The following is a 20,305-nucleotide window of genomic DNA, read 5'->3' on the forward strand; positions in this document are numbered from 1 at the left end:
GGTTCGTCAATAAAGATCGCTCATGTCTCCGCTCCGTTCTGGGAGCCGTGAGTCACGCAGCGCAGCTAAAATCAATGCATCCTGAGCCTAGGAGTTAACTTAGAACTTGTATGGAAGTCTGTCGCCCAGCAAAAAACAGTAAACGGATAGAATATTTGGCTGAACCCGATCAGGTAACTCATAGTCAGTTTGAACTGACGAGTTATTTCCCGGTATCAATCCGTCGATGTCTACAGGCCATTCGAAACTAGCCACCACTTTGGCGGGTATGTTGGCGGGTAGCTGGTAAAAACCGCCATTTTTTCCAATGAATTCAAAGGAAAGTGGCGGACCGAGGAGGATTCGAACCCCCGACCCCTTGATTCGTAGTCAAGTACTCTATCCAGCTGAGCTATCGGTCCGCGTTGGTGAGGCGGTGTTTAGACCTGCTGCCCGAGACGTGCAAGCCGATTCTTCAAAAAAAAATCAAAAAGTCATGTCCCCGCGCGGAAGGCGGATTTCAAAGACTGTTCCCTCGGGGCCGGTCTCTTTCAAAACCAGATCCCCGCCATGGCCGCGCACCAGCTCCTGCGAGATTGCCAGCCCAAGACCCGAGCCACCCTTTCGGACCCCGCCCTGGAAAGGCGTGAACAGGTTTTCGCGCGCCTTGGGGGGAAGACCCGGCCCCGTGTCGCGGATTTCGATGCACCAAGCGTCGTCGTATTCACAGCCCGCAATGGTAACCCGGCCAGGTTTTCCAGAGGCAACCAGAGCCTGTCTTGCGTTGCGCACGAGGTTCATGATGACGCGGTACAATTGTTCGGGGTCGGCACGGGCCACAAGCGCGTCCGGCACTTCGTTCACGATCTCGACGCAGGCATCGGCGACGGCGAGTTGTTCGCTGGCCGCGACATCTGCCGCGATTGCGCGGATCGGAACCATAGTCAGGGTGGGCGCGGGCTCTTCCGCGCGGCCAAAGGCCAATGTGCTTTCACAAAGAGACACGGCCCGGGTGATGGAATTCACCAGTTTCGGCGCCATCCGCCGCACCAGCGGATCATCACTGGCCTCGATCCGATCGGTAAACAGCTGCGCCGACGTCAGGATATTGCGCAAGTCATGGCTGACTTTGGCGACGGCCCCCCCAAGCTGCGCCAGCCTTTCCCGCTGTTTGAGCGCCTGGGTCAGGTCCGTTTGCAGCATCTTCAGTGCCTCCTCGGCCTCGCGCAGCTCCGTCACCTTCGAATTCGGCGATATTATGCCACGCGCATCCTCTGGCGCACTGGCATAGCGCTGCATGTAGCCGACGACGCTTTTGATGGGCCGCACAAGTACGACGCGTACGGCGAGAAACAGAAAAAACGCCGTGATGATGGAGATCACAAAGGACAGACCGAGAATACGCAATCCGTAGTCAATCATCGCCGTTCGCAACGGCATGCTGTCCATGGTGACTTCGATCAGAAGGCCTGCCCCCTTGACCGGTTCTCCGATGACCCGGATGACTTCGTTTTCGGGCTTGAGAAAGCGGCTGATTGCATCCCGGATCAGAACCCAGGGGCTTGCATCCCGCAAATCGAACGTGTCGGCGATTGGATCGGGAATCGGCGACGACAGCATCAGTTGCCGAACCTCATCCCGTCGCAATACGACATTGTAGACGCCTGCGTTTGCCAGCAGTTCCGCCTCAAGATCTTCCGCCAGCATATCGTCCGCCAGCAAAGCCAGCGAGGCGATCTGCGCGCGTTCGAGCCTGTTCAGCAGAAAGTCCTCGCGGAACCGGGCGATCGACGGGACAAAGATCAGAACCTCGGCCAACATGACGAAGACCGTCGTCAGGATCAGAAATCGGCCCGATAGCGAGTTCAATTTGCGCCCCTCCTCAGGTCAGGGAATCCAGCGCTGGACGAACCTGACCACTCGTTTAACTGTCTGATTCTCAAACAGCCTTGGCGAGAAATAAGCACCCGCCACACGTTTGTTAAGCTCTCCGATCGTCGGATAGGGTGAAACCATGGCAGCGATCTGCCCCATCTTCAGGTTATTGGCCAAAGCCAACGACCACAAGTTGATCAACTCACCCGCCTGATGCCCGACGATTGTGGCGCCGACAGGTCGGCCTTTCACGACCATGACCTTGACGAAGCCTTTGGTTTTGCGCTCGGCAATCGCCCGGTCATTGTGGTGATAGTCAAAGCGGGCGATTTCCAGCTTTTCTCCATGCGCCTCGCGGGCCTGAGCTTCGGTCAGTCCGACCTGCGCCAGCTCCGGGTCCGTATAGGTGGCCCACGGGATATGTGCCGTTTTCGCCCGGGACGGCAGACCGAACAGGGCCGAGCGAATGATGACACCTGCATGATACCCTGCAACATGGGTGAATTGCAGGCCACCGGCCACATCTCCGATCGCATAGACGCGGCGATTGGTCGTGCGCAGCGCGTCATCCGTCCTGAGGCCGGTTCTCGTGCGTTCAATTCCTGCTGCCTCCAGGTTCAGACGCTCGATATTGGCTTTGCGACCGGCAGCGATCAAAAGATGAGTGCCCCGGTGAATTTCATCGTTTTCGGCAACGACCTCCACAGCGCCCTCTGTTCCGCGAACCTGCGCGATCATGGCGTTTTCCCGGATGTCCACGCCTTCACTGCGCAGGGTATCCAGCACCACGGAGGCAGCCTCGGGATCATCTTTGCCCAAGGCTTTGAGCCCTTCGACGACCGTCACCCTGCTGCCGAGGCGTATATGGGCCTGCGCCATCTCCATCCCGATCGGGCCGCCCCCGATGATCAGCAGGTGATCTGGCCGCTCTCTCAAGTCAAAGATGGTTTCGTTCGTGTAATAGGGCACTGTGTCCAACCCCGGAATCGGCGGCACCAGCGGTGATGAACCGGTCGCGATGACGATGCGACGCGCAGAGATGACATGATCCCCGGCCTGCACCTTTTCAGGGGATATGAACGTGCCATATTCGCGGATGACCTTCACGCCGAAGCCTTCGAACCGCTGCTGACTGTCCATCGGTTCGATCTGCGCGATCACATCATGAACATGATCCTTTACTGCGGCGTAGTCGATCTGAGGGATTGTATCAGCGACGCCAAAACGAACGGAATGCGCCTGAGCGTGGGCCGCTTTGCCACTTGCAATCAGCGCCTTCGACGGGACACAGCCGAAATTCAGGCAATCCCCACCCATCTTGTGCCCTTCCAGCAGGACAACATCCGCGCCCATCTGGCTGGCACCCGCGGCGACGGACAATCCTCCGGACCCGGCGCCAATGACCAGGAGATCGGTTTTCAACTCTTTCATGGTTCAGGTGCCTCTTTTCGCGCGCAGTGCTTTGAAAACGATGGGCAAGGCGGCCAATATACACAACCCGATAATCGGCCCGATCACGAACGGTTCCCACAGCAACGAAACATCAGGCGTTTCCCCACGGTCGAATACACCACCCAAGCCGACCCCGATCCACGTGTACACGATACCTCCGGGAATGATGCCCAGCGCGGTCGTCAAAAGAAAATTGCGGAACTTCACACCGACCAAAGCCGGCACCAGATTGGCAACAAAGAACGGCACGACCGGCACCAGTCGCAGCAGAAACAACACCGAGATTTCGTTTTCCCGCAGACCGTCCTTCAGTTTCCTGACCGTGCCTTCTGATGATTCCAGGCGCGACGTCAGGGCTTCGCCCAAGCCCCAGCGCGCCGCCAGAAAGATCGCCGACGCACCGATGGTGGCGGACACGACATTGAAAACGGTTCCCGCAAAAAGACCGAAAAGAAAACCGCCCGTCATCGAAGCCACCGCGGCACCGGGCAGTGAAAAGGCCACTATGACGATATAAATGGCGACAAAAGCGGCTGCCATGATCCAATAGTGACCGTCCCGCCACGCCAGAAGCGCCTCGCGATTGTCCCGCAAGGTCTCGAAAGTCAGGTAATCCCCAAGCGTGAAAAAGCCGACAACGGCAACGCTCAGGATTACAAGCAGCGGAATGTGGCGCGCGACACCGTTGCGCGGCGCCTGGCTTGTGTCGGACATCAGATTTTCCGGTTCTTTGTGCTTCATCTTGTGCCCAAGATGCGCTGACTGACGGGCCTGCAACAGGGGGATCACGGGGCCTTGATCTGTGTGGCACCGAATGTGAGGGATTCCGGCGATAAACGGGTATTTTGAAACCTTTTGCCGTTGCCGGTTACAGAATTGTTGCAAAAGCTGCGAAAACCTGGCCGTTGGGGTTTGACTTACCCCCCGCTTGGCAGTAGAGGACGGGCTTCGAACACCACGGGCAGGCGAATCCGCGCCGCACCCGACCGCATAGATTGGAGACGGAGCGATGAAACGCACCTATCAGCCTTCGAACCTGGTTCGCAAACGCCGCCACGGTTTCCGCGCGCGCATGGCCACAAAGGCCGGCCGCAAGATCCTGAATGCACGTCGCGCACGCGGCCGCAAATCGCTGAGCGCGTAAACCGCTCACCGATCAGGTTATGAACATGACGCCGCCGGAGGCCCCTGAGGTTGGTAGGAACCACCCCGGGAACAAGCCCCCGGCGGCGTCCGTTTGTGCATCTGCACCCCTGACCGTTCTCAAGAAACGGTCCGACTTTCTGAAAGCGGCCCGTGCCCGCCGACAAGGCACGTCTTCGATGATGGTTCAGGCCCGCAAGCGTGACCCCGGCGAGGGCAACGGGATTCGCGTGGGGTTCACCTGCTCGAAAAAAGTGGGCAATGCCGTGGCCCGCAACCGCGCCAAGCGCCGTCTGCGCGAAGCCGCACGGGCCGTATTGCCCGAAGCCGGCCGCGACGGGTGGGATTACGTTCTGATCGGCCGCGCCGAAGTTACCGCCAACCGCCCCTATGACGCACTTCTGGACGACCTGCGCTATGCGCTCCGCAAGGTGCATGCGGCTGAAAAATGACCTTCCTGTCCCATATCGTTGCCCTGCCTGTTCGGGCGTATCGGCTGATCTTCAGCCCATGGGTCGGTTTCAACTGTCGCTACCAACCCACCTGTTCCGCCTATGCGCTTGAGGCGCTGGAGAAACACGGGGCGGTCAAAGGATCCTACCTGGCCGCTCATCGGATCTGCCGTTGCCACCCTTGGGGCGGCGACGGGTATGATCCGGTACCTGACGACAAGCATAACGACCCTTCGTCCTGACCCCCCGTCAGACTTGACCGGCAAGTGTCGCGCCTGAACAGTTGGACCTGCACAACCCGAGGTCGCGATGAAATCTCCTGCGCGCGACACCCTGCCAACCCACGATGTCCTGAACCAACCGCCCGTGCGCGGCGACGCCGATCTTTGGCTGTCCGATCCGGTCCTGCAAGACGCAGCAAAGACAGCGGGCGCGCGCGCTGTGGAACTGGCGGCATATGGCAACACACTCGGAACCGAAGAAACGCGGGAAATGGGTCGGGAAGCCAACCGGCATCCGCCAGAGCTGCGGCTGTTCGATCCCGGCGGCAGACGCCTGGACGAGGTGCGGTTTCACCCGGCCTATCATCAGATGATGCAGATCAGCCAATCGGCGGGCTATGCCGCGCTGGCCTGGGATGAACAGCCCGGCGGGCATGCGACCCATGCGGCGATGGTCTATTTGGCCGGGCAGGTCGAACCCGGGCATTGCTGCCCGATGACCATGACCCATGCAGCAATCCCTGCACTGGCCGCCAATGAACACATTGCCACTCTCTGGCAGCCAAAACTCATGGCCCGCCACTATGATCCTTCGAAGGAACCGATCGGTCAAAAGACCAGCGCGACGCTGGGGATGGCGATGACCGAGAAACAGGGCGGTTCGGATATACGCGCCAATACGACCATTGCGACCCGCGACGGGGATCACTGGCGCTTGCGCGGGCACAAATGGTTCTGTTCCGCGCCAATGTCGGATGGGTTCCTGACACTGGCACAGGCGCCCGGCGGGTTGACCTGTTTTCTGGTGCCCCGCTGGCTCGAGGGCGAGCGCAATGCGATCCACCTGATGCGTCTGAAGGACAAGCTGGGCAACAAATCCAACGCATCCTCGGAAATCGAGTATCATGACGCGCTGGCCTATCAGTTGGGCGAAGAAGGCGCGGGCATACGCACCATACTGGAAATGGTGCACCACACGCGGCTTGATACAGCCATGGCACCGGCCGGGCTGATGCGTGCCGCGCTCAGCGCAGCGCATCATTGGGTGGAACACCGCAGCGCATTTCAGCGCCGATTGATTGATCAACCGCTGATGCAAGCGGTCCTGTCCGACCTTGTTCTGGACTGGGAAGGCGCAGTGACTCTGGGAATGCGTGTGGCGCAGGCATTTGACGGCCAGACACCCGAAGACAAGGCCTTTGCCCGGATCGGCGTCGCATTGGCCAAGTTCCTGAACAACAAGCGCTGCCCGGTCGTCGTCGTCGAAGCGATGGAAGTGCTGGGCGGCATGGGGTACGTCGAAGACACGCCCTTGCCCCTGATCTACCGTGAAGCGCCCCTGAACAGCATCTGGGAGGGGTCAGGCAATGTGATCTGCCTCGATATCCTGCGCACCCTGACGCGTGAGCCGCAGGCCGCCGAGGTTCTGGGGGCCGAATTGGATGCGGTGAGAGGCACGGACAGAAGATATGACGCAGCTCTGACCGCGCATCGCAGCCGCTGGCCCGGTCCGCCGCCCGAGGCCGAAGCGCGCTGGTACGCTGAACGTACGGCTCTGCTGCTGACAGCCTCGCAATTGCTGCGCCATGCGCCCGGCGCTGTGGCTGACGGCTTTGTTGCCACACGTCTTTCAGGCGATAGCGGCCGCATTCCCGGAGCAGTAGCCGGGTTGGATACCGGCGCCTTGCTGGCGCGGCTTGGCTGACCCGCCACTTGCCCGGTTGCGCCATCTGCTGTAGGGGCAGCGCATGTTTGATGATGCAGACGATATCCACCCGCTCTTTGCCGGCGCGCCCTCGACCACCGAGTTCAAGAAACTGCGCAAACGCATCGTGCGCCAGACCCGCGAAGCGATCGAGCAATACGGGATGGTGGACCCCTCCGCCCATGACAAGGACGGCAAACCGCCGCGTTGGCTTGTCTGCCTGTCGGGCGGCAAGGACAGTTATACGCTGCTGGCCGTCCTCTACGAACTCAAATGGCGCGGATTGCTGCCCGTCGATCTTCTGGCTTGCAATCTGGATCAGGGACAACCCGGATTTCCGGCAACGATCCTGCCAGAGTTTCTGGACCGCATGGGTGTGCCACACAGGATCGAGTACCAGGACACGTACTCTGTTGTGATGGACAAGGTCCCGCAGGGCCGAACATATTGCGCCCTGTGCTCGCGACTTCGCCGCGGCAACCTGTATCGCATTGCCCGGGAAGAAGGCTGTTCCGCCGTCGTGCTGGGCCACCACCGCGACGATATTCTCGAAACGTTTTTCATGAACCTCTTCCACGGAGGCCGTCTGGCCACCATGCCACCGAAACTGGTGAATGAAGAGGGAGATCTTTTTGTCTTCCGCCCGCTTGCCCACGTCGCCGAAGCCGACTGCGAGAAATTTGCCAAGGCCATGCAATATCCGATCATCCCCTGCGATTTGTGCGGCAGTCAGGACGGGTTGCAACGGCAGCAGGTCAAACAGATTCTCGATCAATGGGAAAAGAACAGTCCGGGCCGGCGGCAGGTTATGTTCCGCGCGTTAACAAATGCGCGCCCGTCGCACCTTTTGGATGCAAAACTCTTTGATTTTGTTAATCTTTCCGTAAACTCTGACGAAAAAGCGGAAAATTTGGAAGAAATACCGCTTCTGCGTTAACGACTGACTCAGACTGGTTTCCTAGGCTCGGCACACCATTCATGCCCAAGGTCAGGACCCGATGCGGAATCATCCTTTCGTCGACCGTATTATTGAAGCTTTGAGAAATGTGGCATACGGCCCAGCCGTTCTCGCCTTTGTTCCGGCAACAAGCCTGGGGGCGTTCTGGCTTGGCGGTGAACGCGCTTTGGTCGCGGTGGCTCTGGGCTTGCCCATGATGATTGCCGGCATAGCGGCAATGGCCCCCAACCCGGCAGACAGGAAACGGCAACAGGGTGGCCTGCTGCCGAATGACCAGTTCGAAACCGTTCTGGCAGAGGTGCTCTCGGATAGTCGCCGCAGCGGTGAAACGTCGGCCTGTTTCGCTGTAATCCTGGACGACTATACGCAAATGCTTGAACTGCATGGCCAAGCAGCAGCAAACCATGTGGCACAGCAATTCTGCTCTCGTGTCATGTCCATGATCCGCGCCAGTGACTCCGCGACCCGGATCGATGGAAACAAGATGATGGTTGTTCTGCACCCGGCGCAACAGCTTGATCTGGAAACCTGCATTCACATGTCGGGACGAATGCAATCCGCGGTCGAAGACCCCATCATGCTGAACGGAACCGGAGTTTACTTGTCCTGCTCTATCGGTTTCTGCCTCAGCAGCAATGTCCCCGACGGCACCGCGACGGATTGGTGCAACGCTGCAAACAACGCGCTGCAAGAAGCACAGCAAAACGGGCCGTCGACGATTCGTGCCTTTTCGTCCGAAACACGTCGCCGAGCTCAGGTCAGAACCAATCTGCGCAAGGAATTTGATGCGGCGCTGGAAAGCGGTGAAATTCGTCCATGGTTTCAACCGCAGATCTCGACGGATACCGGGCGCGTGTCCGGGTTCGAGGCTCTGGCCCGCTGGGAACACCCGAAAAAAGGAGTGCTGGGTCCCAATGTCTTTCTGCCCTTTGCCGAACAGGCGGAGTTGATGGGCAAACTGGGGCAGGCGATGCGGCATCACGCCTTTTGCGCAATGCGCGAATGGGATCGCGCCGGTCTGACCGTACCACGCATCGGCATCAACTTTTCGTCGGACGAATTGCGTGACCCGGGGCTGATCGACCGCCTGAAATGGGAATTGGATCAATGCGATCTGACCCCGGACAGATTGGCGGTCGAAGTATTGGAGACCGTGTTTTCCAGAGGGCCGGATGACGTAATCACCCGCAATGTCACGGGCTTGGCCGCGATGGGGTGCTGTATCGATCTGGACGATTTCGGCACAGGGCATGCCTCGATCGCGTCAATCAAGCGGTTCAACGTGTCCCGGATCAAAATCGACCGCTCTTTCGTGACAAAGGCGGACCAGGACCCAAGCCAGCAGCAGTTGGCCAGCGCAATTCTGACCATGGCAGAACGGCTGAGTCTGGAAACGCTTGCTGAAGGTGTTGAAACGCCCGGGGAACACGCCTTGATGGCGCAATTGGGATGTGACCACGTTCAGGGGTTTGGCATCGGCAAGCCCATGCCTTTCGAAAAAACCAAGGGCTGGATCACGTCTCATTGCAACAAGATCGACGGAATGCCCAAAATCGGGCGGCAAACCGGCTGAAGAACCGGAAACTGCGCCACAGAAGACCAATCCGTGACGAAATGACGAGCGATTCCGCTTGACCTTTGGGCCTGCACTCTGTTGAACCCTGCGGGTGTCTTTCACTGCTCAAGGTGGCTGTCCCAGATGGACGATCAGAACAAGAATCTCATCCTCGCAACCGCGCTCAGCTTTCTCGTGATCCTGGTCTGGTTCGTGCTGTTCCCTCCGCCGGAACCCTCACCAACCACAGAACAGGCTGAAATCGCCAGCATCGAAGGGAATGAGGTTCAGACGCCCAGCGCCGCTGATACCGGTACGGTCGGCGAAGCAACTGCAAGCGCCACTGAGGCCGAAGCCGAACCCGAAGCGCCCCGCGTCAGCATCGACACGCCCCGCCTGACGGGCAGCCTGTCGCTTGCCGGTGGCCGAATTGATGAGCTGTCGCTGAAGGATTACAAGGTTTCATTGGCCGAGGATTCTCCGATCGTCGAACTTCTGTCCCCGGTTGGAAGTGACTCTGCCTATTATGCCCTTTATGGCTGGGCCCCCGGCGCGGGCCTGTCGGTCACGGACGTTCCCGGCCCGAACACTCTTTGGACGCTTGAGCAGGGCGAAACTCTGGGTGTTGACACTCCGATCACGTTGGCCTGGGACAATGGAAACGGCCTCACCTTCCGCCGCACCATTGCCGTTGATGAAGACTATATGTTCTCGGTCACCCAGTCTGTCGAGAACACCACGGACGCTGAGGTCGGCATGGCCCCCTACGGCATTCTGGCACGCCACGGTGTAGGCGAAGACGGTGACCTGCCGGGCCTGAAGAACTTCTTTATTCTTCACGAAGGCGTCATGGTTATGGCTGACGGCGTTCTGGATGAGATCGACTATGGCGATGTACGCGATTTCGATATCGACCCCAATGAACGCGCACAGGCCGAGGTCTATCAGGTCAAAGAAGGCGGCTGGATCGGGTTCACGGATCACTACTGGATGACCACCCTGATCCCGGCCGAGGGTGCAGCGTTCAAGGCTGCTGCCAAATACGATTCACGTCGCAAAATCTATCAAACGGAAACGGTTCTGCCGACGCTGACAGTCGCGCCCGGTACGACGGAAGAGGTCACGACCAGACTGTTCGCCGGTGCCAAGGAATGGGAAACCATCCGGGAGTATCAAGCAGAAGGTGTTCAGAAGTTCATCGACAGCATCGACTGGGGTTGGTTCTACTTCCTGACCAAGCCGATCTTCTGGCTGCTGCACAACATCAATGCCCTGATTGGAAACATGGGCTGGTCTATCATCGGCCTGACGCTGATCATCAAGGCCATCCTGTTCCCGCTTGCCTTCAAGTCCTACGTCTCGATGGCGAAGATGAAGGAATTGCAGCCGCAAATGGAAGCCCTGAAAGAAGCCGCAGGCGATGATCGCCAGAAAATGCAGCAGGGTATGATGGAGCTGTACAAAAAGGAAAAGGTGAACCCTGCCGCAGGCTGCTTGCCAATTCTGTTGCAGATTCCGATCTTCTTCTCGCTGTACAAGGTGATTTTCGTGACGATCGAACTGCGTCAGGCCCCATGGTTCGGCCCGTTCCAGGACCTGAGCGCGCCGGATCCGACGTCGATCTTCAACTTCTTTGGCTTGCTGCCTTGGGCCGCACCTGCACCCGAAAGCCTGATGGCGCTGATCTTCATCGGTATTCTGCCACTGCTGCTGGGTATTTCGATGTGGTTGCAGCAGAAACTGAACCCGGCGCCAACTGACCCGACACAGGCCATGATCTTTGCCTGGATGCCTTGGGTCTTCATGTTCATGCTGGGTGGTTTCGCCAGTGGTCTGGTCGTGTACTGGATCGCGAACAACACGATCACATTCACACAGCAATATCTGATCATGCGCAGCCAGGGTTATAAGCCGGATGTATTCGGAAACATAAAGTCCGGTTTCAAGCGGACGCCAAAAACGGACAACAAATGAGCGGAACGGTCTCAAGCCTTTGGCGCCACCCGATCAAAAGCCATGGGCGAGAAGCCCTGAGCCACGTCACACTCATCCCCGGGCAGACCATGCCCGGGGATCGCGTTTGGGCGGTCGCTCATGAGGCCGCCAAAACCGATGGTTCGGAATGGGCACCCTGTTTCAATTTCAGCCGCGGTTCAAAAGCGCCTCAGTTGATGGCCATTTCGGCCGAATTGCAGGGCGACCGGGTTATATTGCGCCACCCGCAACGACCGGATCTTTGTTTTGCGCCGGACACCGAACAAGAGGCTTTTCTGGACTGGGTGAAACCGATTATGCCGGCGAACCGGGCTGCATCTGCCCGGATCGTTCGGGTTCCGGGGCGCGGTATGACGGACAGCGACTTTCCATCGATCAGCCTGTGCAACATGGCATCGCATCGCGCAGTCGAACAGAAACTGGACCGGACTCTGTCCATTGTTCGATGGCGCGGCAATATCTGGTTCGAAGGTCTGCCGTTATGGGATGAGTTTGACTGGCTGGGTCGTGACGTGCGCATTGGCGAGGCCGTGCTTCGCGTCCGCGAGCGGATCACGCGATGTATGGCCACCACTGCCAATCCCGAAACCGGTGAGAGGGACGCAGACACCCTGCGCGCCCTGAACAGTTGGGACCATCAGGATTTCGGCGTTTACGCCGAGGTCGTCCAGGGTGGCGAAATCCGCGTCAACGATGAGGTGCAGGTGCTATGACCACGCTTCCCTTCCCCCTGGCCGAAGACCCGGATGAATTCGCCCTGGAGCGAGGCCGCAAACTGTTTGCAGGCCCGTCCGAGTTCGTCAAAGGCGTTGTCGCCATGAATGGCCTTCCCGCCCCTGACCGGTTGGAAGTCTGTTTTGCGGGGCGTTCGAACGTGGGCAAATCCAGCCTGATCAATGCCTTGACCGGCACGAAGGGTCTGGCCCGCGCATCCAACACGCCTGGCCGCACGCAAGAGATCAACTTTTTCACCCAAGGCCCTGAACTCTATCTCGTGGACCTGCCGGGCTATGGCTATGCAAACGCCCCGGTGAAAGTGGTCGAGAAGTGGCAGAAGCTGCTGAAACAATATCTCAGCGGGCGCCAGACACTGCGCCGCGCCTTTGTCCTGATCGACTCGCGCCACGGGGTAAAACCGGTCGATGACGAAATCATGAAGTTGCTGGACACCAGCGCCGTGACATTTCAATGCGTTCTGACCAAGGCAGACAAGGTCAAAGCCAAGGATCGTGAAAAGGTTCTGGAACAAACCCGGGCCGCGTTGTCCAAACATCCCGCGGCATTTCCGGAAATTGTGCTTACCTCATCCGAAAAGGGTGACGGCATCGCGACCCTGAGGTCCATCATTGCGCATCTGGAATAGCTTCGCCCTTGGCAGCGTGGGGCAAAGGTCCTAACACGGTTTTCCAGAAGGACTTTAGCTATGAAGACACGAGATATGAACCGGGACTGGATCGCCACCGCAGCCACACTCAACAGCGCCCTGCCCTATCTGCAGCGCTATGACGGAGCCATCGTCGTCATCAAACTTGGCGGACACGCCATGGGCAGCGACGAGGCGATGGAGAGCTTTGCCCGGGACGTGGTTCTGATGCGCCAGGTGGGTGTGAACCCGGTGGTCGTCCACGGCGGTGGTCCGATGATCAATGCAATGCTGGGCAAGTTGGACATTCAATCCGAATTCGTGAACGGCAAGCGAGTGACCGACAAGGCCACGGTTGAAGTGGTCGAAATGGTTCTGTCCGGGCTTGTGAACAAGCGCATCGTACAGGCGATCAATGATCAGGGCGGATCAGCCGTAGGCCTGTCTGGCAAGGACGCAGGCCTGATGGTCTGTGATCAGACGGATGCGTCGCTGGGCTTTGTCGGCACCCCTGCCGAGATGAATCCAAAGATCCTGCATGATCTGTTTTCACATGACGTAATCCCGGTCATCGCCCCGCTTGGTGCAGGTCGCGACGGTGAAACATTCAACGTCAATGGCGACACGGCAGCCGGGGCAATCGCTTCTTCGCTCAAGGCAGACCGTCTGTTGCTGCTGACGGATGTTTCCGGTGTCAAGAACGCGGCGGGCGATGTCGTGACCGAACTCAAGGCCGGTCAGATAAAGGAAATGACCCGCGAAGGCACCATTGCAGGCGGTATGATACCCAAGACGGAAACCGCACTGGACGCCCTGCACAGCGGCGTTCGGGCTGTCGTCATACTTGATGGGCGCGCACCCAATGCCGTGCTGCTGGAGCTGTTCACCGAACATGGGGCCGGGTCGCTGATACGCCCGGACTGATCCCCGCAAGAGAGGAGGAGGAGACATGACACATCTTGCACAGCCTTCCTCTGATCCTGACGCGACGCCTTATGAACAGGTTGAAAGCGCCGCCCATGATGCTGGTTTGTTGGTCATGGGCGCGCTGCATCCTCGCCATGTTGCAGCCAAAGACCTCGAAACCGGTACGCTGATCCTGTTGGGGGCCGGGCCGGATTTCTGGCCCGTACTGAAGGCCTCACCGGAATGGCACCAGAACGACCCCGTTGACCGATGGTCGCAAAGGGTCGTCGGTCAGATGGCCGAAAGGCTGGGCGCGCAGGCGTATTTTCCGTTCGGTGGCCCTCCGTACACGCCATTCATTGACTGGGCGCTCAAATCAGGGCGAACGTTCAGCAGCCCGGTCGGGGCATTGGTGCATGATACCGTTGGGATGATGATTTCCTATCGGGGCGCACTGCATTTTGCCGAAGAGTTCGCCATCCCGGCCCCTTCCGGCGTGTCGCCTTGCGAAAGCTGCGCCGCGCCTTGCACGACGACCTGCCCGGTCAGCGCGCTGAACGCGCAGGAGTTCTATGACGTCGCTGCATGCCACGACCATATGGGCACCGCTGAAGGTCAAGCCTGCATGGCGGGCGGGTGTCTGGCCCGCCTTGCCTGCCCTCTGAGTGCGGGCGCAGGACGCGACCCGGAACAATCGGCCCATCACATGAAAGCCTTTCATCCGTCATGACCCGAATTCTGATCCTGACACGTCATGCGAAATCCAGCTGGGATAGCCCGGGTCTTGGCGATCATGACCGCCCGCTGAACAAGCGTGGACGAAAGTCAGCCCCGGCCGTCGCTGCTTGGTTGCGTCACCACGGCTGGTTGCCGAATGAAGTCCTAAGCTCTACATCAACCCGCACCCACGAGACATGGGATCGCATGGGTTTACAGGCCGAAAAAGTCAGCTTTCACAGCGCGCTCTACCACGCTGATTCAAAGGTCATGCTACGGGAACTTTCAGGTGCTACGGAACCGGCTGTTTTGATGCTGGGCCACAATCCCGGGATCGCCGATTTTGCCAACCGTCTGGTGCGACAACCGCCAAATCATACACGCTTTTTCGATTATCCAACCTGTGCAACAACCGTCATGTCATTCGACATAAACAGCTGGGCCGAGGTCCGATGGCAAACCGGGACGTTGCTGGGGTTCACCATCCCGCGTGAGTTGATCGAATAGAAAAAGGCGGATCGGCGGCCTCGGTTTTGCAGCACATTCAGGCTAAGAATTCGATTGCCTTCACACCAATTTCCGATCTTTTGTGCCAATGACGGCCAAGATCACCCGTCTTTGACAACTGCGCGCAACCTCCCTGTGGGGGATCTGAATTGCGTCCACCGTATGCCTTCTGGTCGGGATTTTGGTGATTAATAGGCTCTATGCTATTATCTGGCCGTTGAGCACTCGCAGCATTTCATTGCGGGAATTATTACTACGACTATAGATTTACTGGAAAGGATTTGCTTCATGTCTTACGGGTTTCGTATCTTTCAGCTGAAAAATGTGCGCCCTGTCATATGCGGGGTAGTGGCTGCCGCGGCCTTTGGGGCCATGGCGCCAACAATGTCATTTGCACAGGAATTCATGACGCAAGAAGAGCTTCTTGCCACAATACCCGGCAACCAGTTGTCAGGCATTTCCAACAACGACGGAAAGACCCCGTGGGTGCAAGCCTACAGCAAGGCGACACGTAAGAAGAATGGCAAACTCAATGGCCTTTGGAACGGAAAGGACAAATATTCCGGAGACTGGTTCGTCAAAGATGACCAATGGTGTGAACAAGGGGATTGGGGCCAGAAGTGTTGGAGCATTGAACGGATCGGTTCAAACGAATTCCGAATATACGAAGGCGGACAACCGATGAAAAACACCTGGAAGCTCAAGTAGGCAAACTTTTGTAAACTGGGCTTGATCGGGTTTGTGCGAAAACTCTTTTGTCTGGCAACACGACCGATCAAATCACCGAGGTTCCGTCAGCCTAAAATCATCAGGTGTTTACCAAACCTCTGAGGCCCCAAAAAAAAGCGAGCCGCCATTTAGGCGCGGCTCGCTCATCTCGATGTTTGGCAGCGGGTTAGTGACCTGGCCCCCGCCGTGTCTCAATCAAAGGGGTCAGTGACCCAGAATCTGGCTCAGGAACAGTTTGGTCCGCTCGCTTTGCGGGTTGTTGAAGAACTCTTCGGGTTCGTTCTGTTCCACGATCTGACCGGCATCCATGAAGATCACGCGGTTGGCGACCTGACGGGCAAAGCCCATCTCGTGCGTCACGCACAGCATGGTCATGCCTTCCTCGGCCAGTTCGATCATGGTGTCGAGCACCTCTTTGATCATCTCGGGGTCCAGCGCCGATGTCGGTTCATCGAACAACATGATCCGTGGCATCATGCAGAGCGAGCGGGCAATCGCCACACGCTGCTGCTGACCGCCGGAAAGCTGACCGGGAAACTTGTCAGCCTGCTCGGGGATTTTTACCTTTTCCAGGAAGTGCATTGCACGCTCTTCAGCCTCTTTCTTGGGCGTCTTGCGCACCCAGATCGGGGCCAGCGTACAGTTTTCCAGAATGGTCAGATGCGGGAACAGGTTGAAGTGCTGGAACACCATTCCGACCTCGGAGCGAATCTTGTCGATGTTCTTCAGGTCATTCGACAGCTCGATCCCGTCCACCACGATCTTGCCTTGCTGGTGTTCTTCCAGCGCGTTCAGGCAGCGGATCAGGGTGGATTTGCCCGACCCTGACGGGCCCGCGATCACGATCCGCTCGCCCTGATTGACGGTCAGATTGATGTCGCGCAGCACGTGGAAGGACCCGTACCACTTGTTCATGCTGTTGATTTCAATGGCGACCTCGTCGCTCACCTGCATCTTGGAGCGGTCGATTTCGCGGTCGATTGCAAGTTCAGACATGTGTTGAACTCCTTAACGATGATCTGTGGCAAGGCGACGCTCGAGCCACTGAGAATATTGAGAGATGCCGTAACAGACGACGAAGAACAGAAGCGCGGCAAAGCCCAGAAGCTCCCAGTAGACGCCGTTCCATTCGGTCGACGCCAGGATGGGCCCCCGGATCATGCCCACCAGATCGAACATCGAAATGACCGAAACCAGTGTCGTATCCTTGAACAGGCCAACGGCCACGTTCACGATCCCGGGGATCGAGATCTTCAGCGCCTGCGGCAGGATGATCAGCCGCATCGCCTGCGGATAATCAAGGCCCAAGCTGTCTGCCGCCTCGTACTGCCCGCGCGGAAGCGCTGCCAGACCGCCGCGGATCACCTCGGCGATATAGGCGGACGAGAACATGGTGATCATGATCACAACGCGCAGGAACAGGTCGACCGTGCTGTCAGGCGGGAAGAAATAGGCCAGCATCACCGAAGCCACGAACAGCAGCGTGATCAGAGGCACGCCGCGGATGAACTCGATGAAGATGACGCAGACCCACTTGATCAGCGGCATGTTCGACTGTCGCCCCAAGGCCAGTGCGATCCCAAGTGGTACCGACAGCGACACACAGGTTACACCCAGCATCATGTTCAGCATGAAACCGCCCAGGTCACGACTGGGAACGGCCGTCAGCCACGCATTCTCTGATGCGCCTTCCGGGATCAGGGCCCCTCCGACGTTCCAGATGACCAGTGCCGTCACAATCGCTCCGAAGAATCCGGCGGCAAAGTTGTTGTTGCCCAGCTTCTGGAAGACACCACCGGCGGCTATGCAGCCAACTAGTGCAACCAGAGGCACGAGGATCGTGCCACCCCAGATCAGCCAGAAAGCCAGGAAGGGATAGACCGCAGTGAACAACAGCATCTTGCGAGGCAAGTCAAAGAACAGCACCGGCGCAATCGCCACCAGCATCAGCACAAAGGCCAGGTTCGGCCGCCAATAGGCATCGACGGGGTACTTGAACCCATAGATCAGCTGCGGCCAGCGTTCCGTCAGAACCGCGAAACAGGCTCCGGTCTTGTCCCCCAGAATCTCGCGGCATTCCGCGAGCGAGTTGGCATTCCACACTCCGTTCAGAATCCATGGCAGGGTATTCTTTAGAAGAATGTAGATCAGGATCAGCGACAGAACTGTCAGGATCGAGTTGACGACCCCTGAGAACAGATTCTCGCGCAGCCATTTGATGACGCCGGTCTCATTTGCCGGCGGCGGTGAGGGCGGGATGGTGCCTTCGGCCACGAAGGCGATCGGGTTTGTTGCTTGATCACTCATGGCTCAGCGCTCCTTCAGCTTGACGGAAGCGTTGTAGATGTTCATCCCCGTCGAAATCAGCAGCGAGGCCGTGAGGTAGAACAACATCAGCAGGAGAACGCATTCAATCGCCCGGCCGGTCTGGTTCAGGGTAATACCACCCAGTGTTGCGGTGATATCCGCGTAGCCAACGGCAATCGCAAGAGACGAGTTCTTGGTGATATTCAGATACTGCGAGATCAGCGGCGGGATGATGACCCGCAATGCCTGGGGCAGGATGACCAGTTTCATGATCCGTCCCTGACGCAGGCCCAACGCGGCGGCAGCCTCGGTCTGACCTTTGCTGATCGCCTGAATGCCCGCACGCACGTTTTCCGCGATAAAGGCGCCGGTATAGATCGACAGGGCAAACCACAGCGCAATCAGTGGACCACCGGCATTCAGTCCACCGCTGAAGTTAAAGCGCTTCAGCTCAGGGACATCCCAGGTCAGGCCCATGATGATCATCAACAGCACAAAAGGCACCAGCCAGATTGCCAGTTTCGGCAACAGCGTCGCGGGGCGCTCGCCAGTTTCCTCCTGCTTCTTGGTCGCGCGTTTTTCGACTTCGCCACTGACGAACCACGATCCGATCAGGACGGCGATGACCAGCAACCAGTTCAGGGCTGTCGATGCAAACAGGCCATTGGCGAACTCGGGACGGGGAAAATAAATGCCTCGATTGGTAAAGGCAAAGGACCCAAACAGCATTGAAGACGTCGGGTTTTCCCCCCGGAACGCGCTGGGCGCCGGCAGCACGGCCGTCATGATCGTGAAGATGATGATGATCCAGATCAGAACCGGGATGTTCCGGAAGATCTCGACATATACGGCCATCAGCTTCGACACGAGCCAGTTGTTCGACAGTCTCAGAACACCCGCGATCACACCGAAAACCGTTGCGGTGATACAGGCCAGGAAGGCCACGAGCAAAGTGTTCAGCAAACCGACAAGTGCCGCGCGTGCATGCGATGACTGACTGTCATATTCAACAAGACGCTGGTTGATGTCGTACCCGGCGGAGTCGCCGAGGAAAGCATAGGAAATATTGAGCCCTGCGGCCCTGAGGTTCTGGATCAGGTTGTTGCCCAGATACCAGATCGAAAGCGCAATGACGATGGCCGCAATCACCTGAAATGTAAGAGAGCGATAGCGGGTATCGTTTATGAGCATAGACAACCGAAAATCAGCTTTCGGTGGGTCAGTCATAGTCGACATATTTTGGGATCCCCGTGGCTTGCGAGCTGTTTAATTTCGGCGAGGTTTTCCCCGCTCTGCATCTGCCCGCAGCAATTTATTGTAGAAGAGGGCGCAGGTTGCCCCGCGCCCTCTTCCATTGATGCCTTAACGGAACGGCGGCGAGTACAGAAGGCCGCCTTCGGTCCACTGTGCGTTCAGGCCGCGCGCCAGGCCGATCGGTGTTTCTTCACCGATGTTCTTGGCAAAGATTTCACCATAGTTGCCGCCAGCTTTGATCGCTTTGGCCGCCCAGTCGGCGTCCAGACCCAGCATTTCACCCAGAGTGCCTTCTGTACCCAGCAGGCGGTTGATTTCCGGGTTGTCGGTACCGGCGCTCAGCTCGTCGATATTTGCCGAGGTCACACCCAGCTCTTCAGCCGAAATCAGTGCGTTCAGGGTCCAGCGGACAACGTCGCCCCACTCGTGGTCGCCATGACGGACCAGCGGGCCCAGCGGCTCTTTCGAGATGATTTCGGGCAGCAGGATGTGCTCGTCCGGCGCTTCGAAGGTGGCGCGGGTTGCGGCCAGGCCCGATGCATCGGTGGTGTAAACGTCACATGCACCGGCCAGGTACTGCTGCTGCGCTTCGGCGTTGGTTTCGATCGGAACCGGCTCGTAGCTGATGTTGTTGGCACGGAAGAAATCGGCCAGGTTCAGCTCGGTGGTGGTGCCGGTCTGGATGCAGACACGGGCGCCGTCCAGTTCCTTGGCCGAGCTGACGCCCAGCGCCTTGGGAACCATGAAGCCCTGACCGTCATAATAGTTCACACCGGTGAATTCGAACTTCAGGTCGACGTCGCGGCTGAAGGTCCAGGTGGTGTTTCTTGCCAGCATGTCGATCTCGCCCGAGGCCAGAGCGGTAAAACGTGTCTTACCAGTGGTCGGAACGAATTCAACGGCGTTGGCGTCACCCAGAACGGCAGCAGCAACGGCGCGGCACAGCGATACGTCAAAGCCCTGCCATTCGCCATTTGCGTCGGGTGCAGCAAAACCAACCAGACCGGTGGTCACACCACAATTCAGCTTGCCGCGTGCTTTAACGTCGTCAACGGTCCCTGCCATGGCTGCGCCAGCAGCAAGACCGGCAATCGTTGCCGCGCCCAAGATTACGGATTTTTTCATTTTTACCTCTTCCTGATTTTCCGCCCCGTCCGAGACGGCTCTGCCCGGCAAGTGGATGCCGG

20 protein-coding genes and 1 tRNA gene are annotated in these 20,305 nt (G+C 58.2%); 13 read left to right on the forward strand and 8 right to left on the reverse strand.

Going from position 1 to position 20,305, the window contains the following annotated elements; genetic code table 11:
- Nucleotides 1-324: 324 nt before the first annotated feature.
- The 4 genes from ACR0E2_RS13225 to ACR0E2_RS13240 form a co-directional block, all read right to left on the reverse strand.
- A tRNA-Arg gene (locus tag ACR0E2_RS13225) sits at nt 325-401 on the reverse strand.
- 64 nt (nt 402-465) lie between these two features.
- Entirely contained in the window at nt 466-1,848 is a 1,383-nt protein-coding gene (locus tag ACR0E2_RS13230) for a sensor histidine kinase (protein WP_480446720.1), read from the reverse strand.
- Between the two features lie 18 nt (nt 1,849-1,866).
- Nucleotides 1,867-3,285, reverse strand: coding sequence for a dihydrolipoyl dehydrogenase family protein (locus tag ACR0E2_RS13235; RefSeq protein ID WP_480446721.1), 1,419 nt, complete (start codon nt 3,283-3,285; stop codon nt 1,867-1,869).
- Nucleotides 3,286-3,288: 3 nt separating this feature from the next.
- Complete coding sequence (locus tag ACR0E2_RS13240; RefSeq protein WP_480446722.1) at nt 3,289-4,020, reverse strand: TVP38/TMEM64 family protein; 732 nt, start codon at nt 4,018-4,020, stop codon at nt 3,289-3,291.
- Between the two features lie 295 nt (nt 4,021-4,315).
- On the opposite strand from ACR0E2_RS13240, the gene rpmH reads away from it, so the two are divergent.
- The 13 genes from rpmH to ACR0E2_RS13305 all read left to right on the forward strand — a co-directional run bounded on the left by rpmH (nt 4,316) and on the right by ACR0E2_RS13305 (nt 15,536).
- Complete coding sequence (rpmH, locus tag ACR0E2_RS13245) at nt 4,316-4,450, forward strand: 50S ribosomal protein L34 (protein WP_005980833.1); 135 nt, start codon at nt 4,316-4,318, stop codon at nt 4,448-4,450.
- A 25-nt stretch (nt 4,451-4,475) separates the two neighbouring features.
- Nucleotides 4,476-4,901, forward strand: a complete 426-nt coding sequence (rnpA, locus tag ACR0E2_RS13250; protein ID WP_480446723.1) for a ribonuclease P protein component — start codon at nt 4,476-4,478, stop codon at nt 4,899-4,901.
- Nucleotides 4,898-5,143, forward strand: coding sequence for a membrane protein insertion efficiency factor YidD (gene yidD / locus ACR0E2_RS13255; RefSeq protein WP_152456928.1), 246 nt, complete (start codon nt 4,898-4,900; stop codon nt 5,141-5,143). The genes rnpA and yidD overlap by 4 nt, the downstream gene beginning before the upstream one ends.
- Nucleotides 5,144-5,210: 67 nt before the next feature.
- Nucleotides 5,211-6,827, forward strand: a complete 1,617-nt coding sequence (locus tag ACR0E2_RS13260; RefSeq protein WP_480446724.1) for an acyl-CoA dehydrogenase family protein — start codon at nt 5,211-5,213, stop codon at nt 6,825-6,827.
- 43 nt (nt 6,828-6,870) lie between these two features.
- A complete protein-coding gene (gene ttcA / locus ACR0E2_RS13265; RefSeq protein WP_480446725.1) occupies nt 6,871-7,764 on the forward strand; it encodes a tRNA 2-thiocytidine(32) synthetase TtcA in 894 nt (297 codons plus the stop codon).
- 61 nt (nt 7,765-7,825) lie between these two features.
- Entirely contained in the window at nt 7,826-9,358 is a 1,533-nt protein-coding gene (locus ACR0E2_RS13270; protein ID WP_480446726.1) for a putative bifunctional diguanylate cyclase/phosphodiesterase, read from the forward strand.
- Nucleotides 9,359-9,484: 126 nt separating this feature from the next.
- Complete coding sequence (gene yidC, locus ACR0E2_RS13275) at nt 9,485-11,314, forward strand: membrane protein insertase YidC (protein WP_480446727.1); 1,830 nt, start codon at nt 9,485-9,487, stop codon at nt 11,312-11,314.
- Nucleotides 11,311-12,048, forward strand: coding sequence for an MOSC domain-containing protein (locus tag ACR0E2_RS13280; protein WP_480446728.1), 738 nt, complete (start codon nt 11,311-11,313; stop codon nt 12,046-12,048). Before yidC ends, ACR0E2_RS13280 begins: the two co-directional genes overlap by 4 nt.
- Nucleotides 12,045-12,698, forward strand: coding sequence for a ribosome biogenesis GTP-binding protein YihA/YsxC (yihA, locus tag ACR0E2_RS13285; RefSeq protein WP_152456923.1), 654 nt, complete (start codon nt 12,045-12,047; stop codon nt 12,696-12,698). Before ACR0E2_RS13280 ends, yihA begins: the two co-directional genes overlap by 4 nt.
- Before the next feature lie 60 nt (nt 12,699-12,758).
- A complete protein-coding gene (argB, locus tag ACR0E2_RS13290) occupies nt 12,759-13,622 on the forward strand; it encodes an acetylglutamate kinase (RefSeq protein WP_480446729.1) in 864 nt (287 codons plus the stop codon).
- Between the two features lie 25 nt (nt 13,623-13,647).
- Nucleotides 13,648-14,334: a ferredoxin gene (locus ACR0E2_RS13295; protein ID WP_480446730.1), complete on the forward strand. Its 687-nt coding sequence runs from the start codon at nt 13,648-13,650 to the stop codon at nt 14,332-14,334.
- Nucleotides 14,331-14,828 carry a SixA phosphatase family protein gene (locus ACR0E2_RS13300; RefSeq protein WP_480446731.1) on the forward strand — a complete coding sequence of 166 codons (498 nt, stop codon included), beginning with the start codon at nt 14,331-14,333 and terminating at the stop codon, nt 14,826-14,828. Before ACR0E2_RS13295 ends, ACR0E2_RS13300 begins: the two co-directional genes overlap by 4 nt.
- 288 nt (nt 14,829-15,116) lie before the next feature.
- Nucleotides 15,117-15,536, forward strand: a complete 420-nt coding sequence (locus ACR0E2_RS13305) for a hypothetical protein (protein ID WP_480446732.1) — start codon at nt 15,117-15,119, stop codon at nt 15,534-15,536.
- A 225-nt stretch (nt 15,537-15,761) separates the two neighbouring features.
- Here ACR0E2_RS13305 and ACR0E2_RS13310 read toward each other — a convergent pair whose 3' ends face one another.
- The 4 genes from ACR0E2_RS13310 to ACR0E2_RS13325 all read right to left on the reverse strand — a co-directional run bounded on the left by ACR0E2_RS13310 (nt 15,762) and on the right by ACR0E2_RS13325 (nt 20,243).
- Nucleotides 15,762-16,553 (reverse strand): amino acid ABC transporter ATP-binding protein, encoded by a 792-nt coding sequence (locus ACR0E2_RS13310; protein ID WP_152456919.1) that lies wholly within the window; start codon nt 16,551-16,553, stop codon nt 15,762-15,764.
- Nucleotides 16,554-16,565: 12 nt separating this feature from the next.
- A complete protein-coding gene (locus tag ACR0E2_RS13315; protein WP_171119635.1) occupies nt 16,566-17,864 on the reverse strand; it encodes an amino acid ABC transporter permease in 1,299 nt (432 codons plus the stop codon).
- 3 nt (nt 17,865-17,867) lie between these two features.
- Nucleotides 17,868-19,100 (reverse strand): amino acid ABC transporter permease, encoded by a 1,233-nt coding sequence (locus tag ACR0E2_RS13320; protein ID WP_152456917.1) that lies wholly within the window; start codon nt 19,098-19,100, stop codon nt 17,868-17,870.
- A 126-nt stretch (nt 19,101-19,226) separates the two neighbouring features.
- Complete coding sequence (locus tag ACR0E2_RS13325) at nt 19,227-20,243, reverse strand: amino acid ABC transporter substrate-binding protein (protein ID WP_152456916.1); 1,017 nt, start codon at nt 20,241-20,243, stop codon at nt 19,227-19,229.
- Between the last annotated feature and the right edge of the window lie 62 nt (nt 20,244-20,305).

This window comes from Ruegeria sp. A4, assembly GCF_056543025.1.

What these genes read in the sequence shown, in the direction of transcription:
- ACR0E2_RS13240 (WP_480446722.1), bottom strand. Translation starts at nt 4,020, where the DNA reads ATGTCCGACACAAGCCAGGCGCCGCGCAACGGTGTCGCGCGCCACATT.
- ACR0E2_RS13325 (WP_152456916.1), bottom strand. Translation starts at nt 20,243, where the DNA reads ATGAAAAAATCCGTAATCTTGGGCGCGGCAACGATTGCCGGTCTTGCT.
- rnpA (WP_480446723.1), top strand. Translation starts at nt 4,476, where the DNA reads ATGACGCCGCCGGAGGCCCCTGAGGTTGGTAGGAACCACCCCGGGAAC.
- ACR0E2_RS13320 (WP_152456917.1), bottom strand. Translation starts at nt 19,100, where the DNA reads ATGTCGACTATGACTGACCCACCGAAAGCTGATTTTCGGTTGTCTATG.
- argB (WP_480446729.1), top strand. Translation starts at nt 12,759, where the DNA reads ATGAAGACACGAGATATGAACCGGGACTGGATCGCCACCGCAGCCACA.
- ACR0E2_RS13300 (WP_480446731.1), top strand. Translation starts at nt 14,331, where the DNA reads ATGACCCGAATTCTGATCCTGACACGTCATGCGAAATCCAGCTGGGAT.
- ACR0E2_RS13295 (WP_480446730.1), top strand. Translation starts at nt 13,648, where the DNA reads ATGACACATCTTGCACAGCCTTCCTCTGATCCTGACGCGACGCCTTAT.
- ACR0E2_RS13310 (WP_152456919.1), bottom strand. Translation starts at nt 16,553, where the DNA reads ATGTCTGAACTTGCAATCGACCGCGAAATCGACCGCTCCAAGATGCAG.
- ttcA (WP_480446725.1), top strand. Translation starts at nt 6,871, where the DNA reads ATGTTTGATGATGCAGACGATATCCACCCGCTCTTTGCCGGCGCGCCC.
- ACR0E2_RS13270 (WP_480446726.1), top strand. Translation starts at nt 7,826, where the DNA reads ATGCGGAATCATCCTTTCGTCGACCGTATTATTGAAGCTTTGAGAAAT.
- ACR0E2_RS13315 (WP_171119635.1), bottom strand. Translation starts at nt 17,864, where the DNA reads ATGAGTGATCAAGCAACAAACCCGATCGCCTTCGTGGCCGAAGGCACC.
- yihA (WP_152456923.1), top strand. Translation starts at nt 12,045, where the DNA reads ATGACCACGCTTCCCTTCCCCCTGGCCGAAGACCCGGATGAATTCGCC.
- ACR0E2_RS13305 (WP_480446732.1), top strand. Translation starts at nt 15,117, where the DNA reads ATGTCTTACGGGTTTCGTATCTTTCAGCTGAAAAATGTGCGCCCTGTC.
- ACR0E2_RS13260 (WP_480446724.1), top strand. Translation starts at nt 5,211, where the DNA reads ATGAAATCTCCTGCGCGCGACACCCTGCCAACCCACGATGTCCTGAAC.
- yidC (WP_480446727.1), top strand. Translation starts at nt 9,485, where the DNA reads ATGGACGATCAGAACAAGAATCTCATCCTCGCAACCGCGCTCAGCTTT.
- yidD (WP_152456928.1), top strand. Translation starts at nt 4,898, where the DNA reads ATGACCTTCCTGTCCCATATCGTTGCCCTGCCTGTTCGGGCGTATCGG.
- ACR0E2_RS13280 (WP_480446728.1), top strand. Translation starts at nt 11,311, where the DNA reads ATGAGCGGAACGGTCTCAAGCCTTTGGCGCCACCCGATCAAAAGCCAT.
- rpmH (WP_005980833.1), top strand. Translation starts at nt 4,316, where the DNA reads ATGAAACGCACCTATCAGCCTTCGAACCTGGTTCGCAAACGCCGCCAC.
- ACR0E2_RS13235 (WP_480446721.1), bottom strand. Translation starts at nt 3,285, where the DNA reads ATGAAAGAGTTGAAAACCGATCTCCTGGTCATTGGCGCCGGGTCCGGA.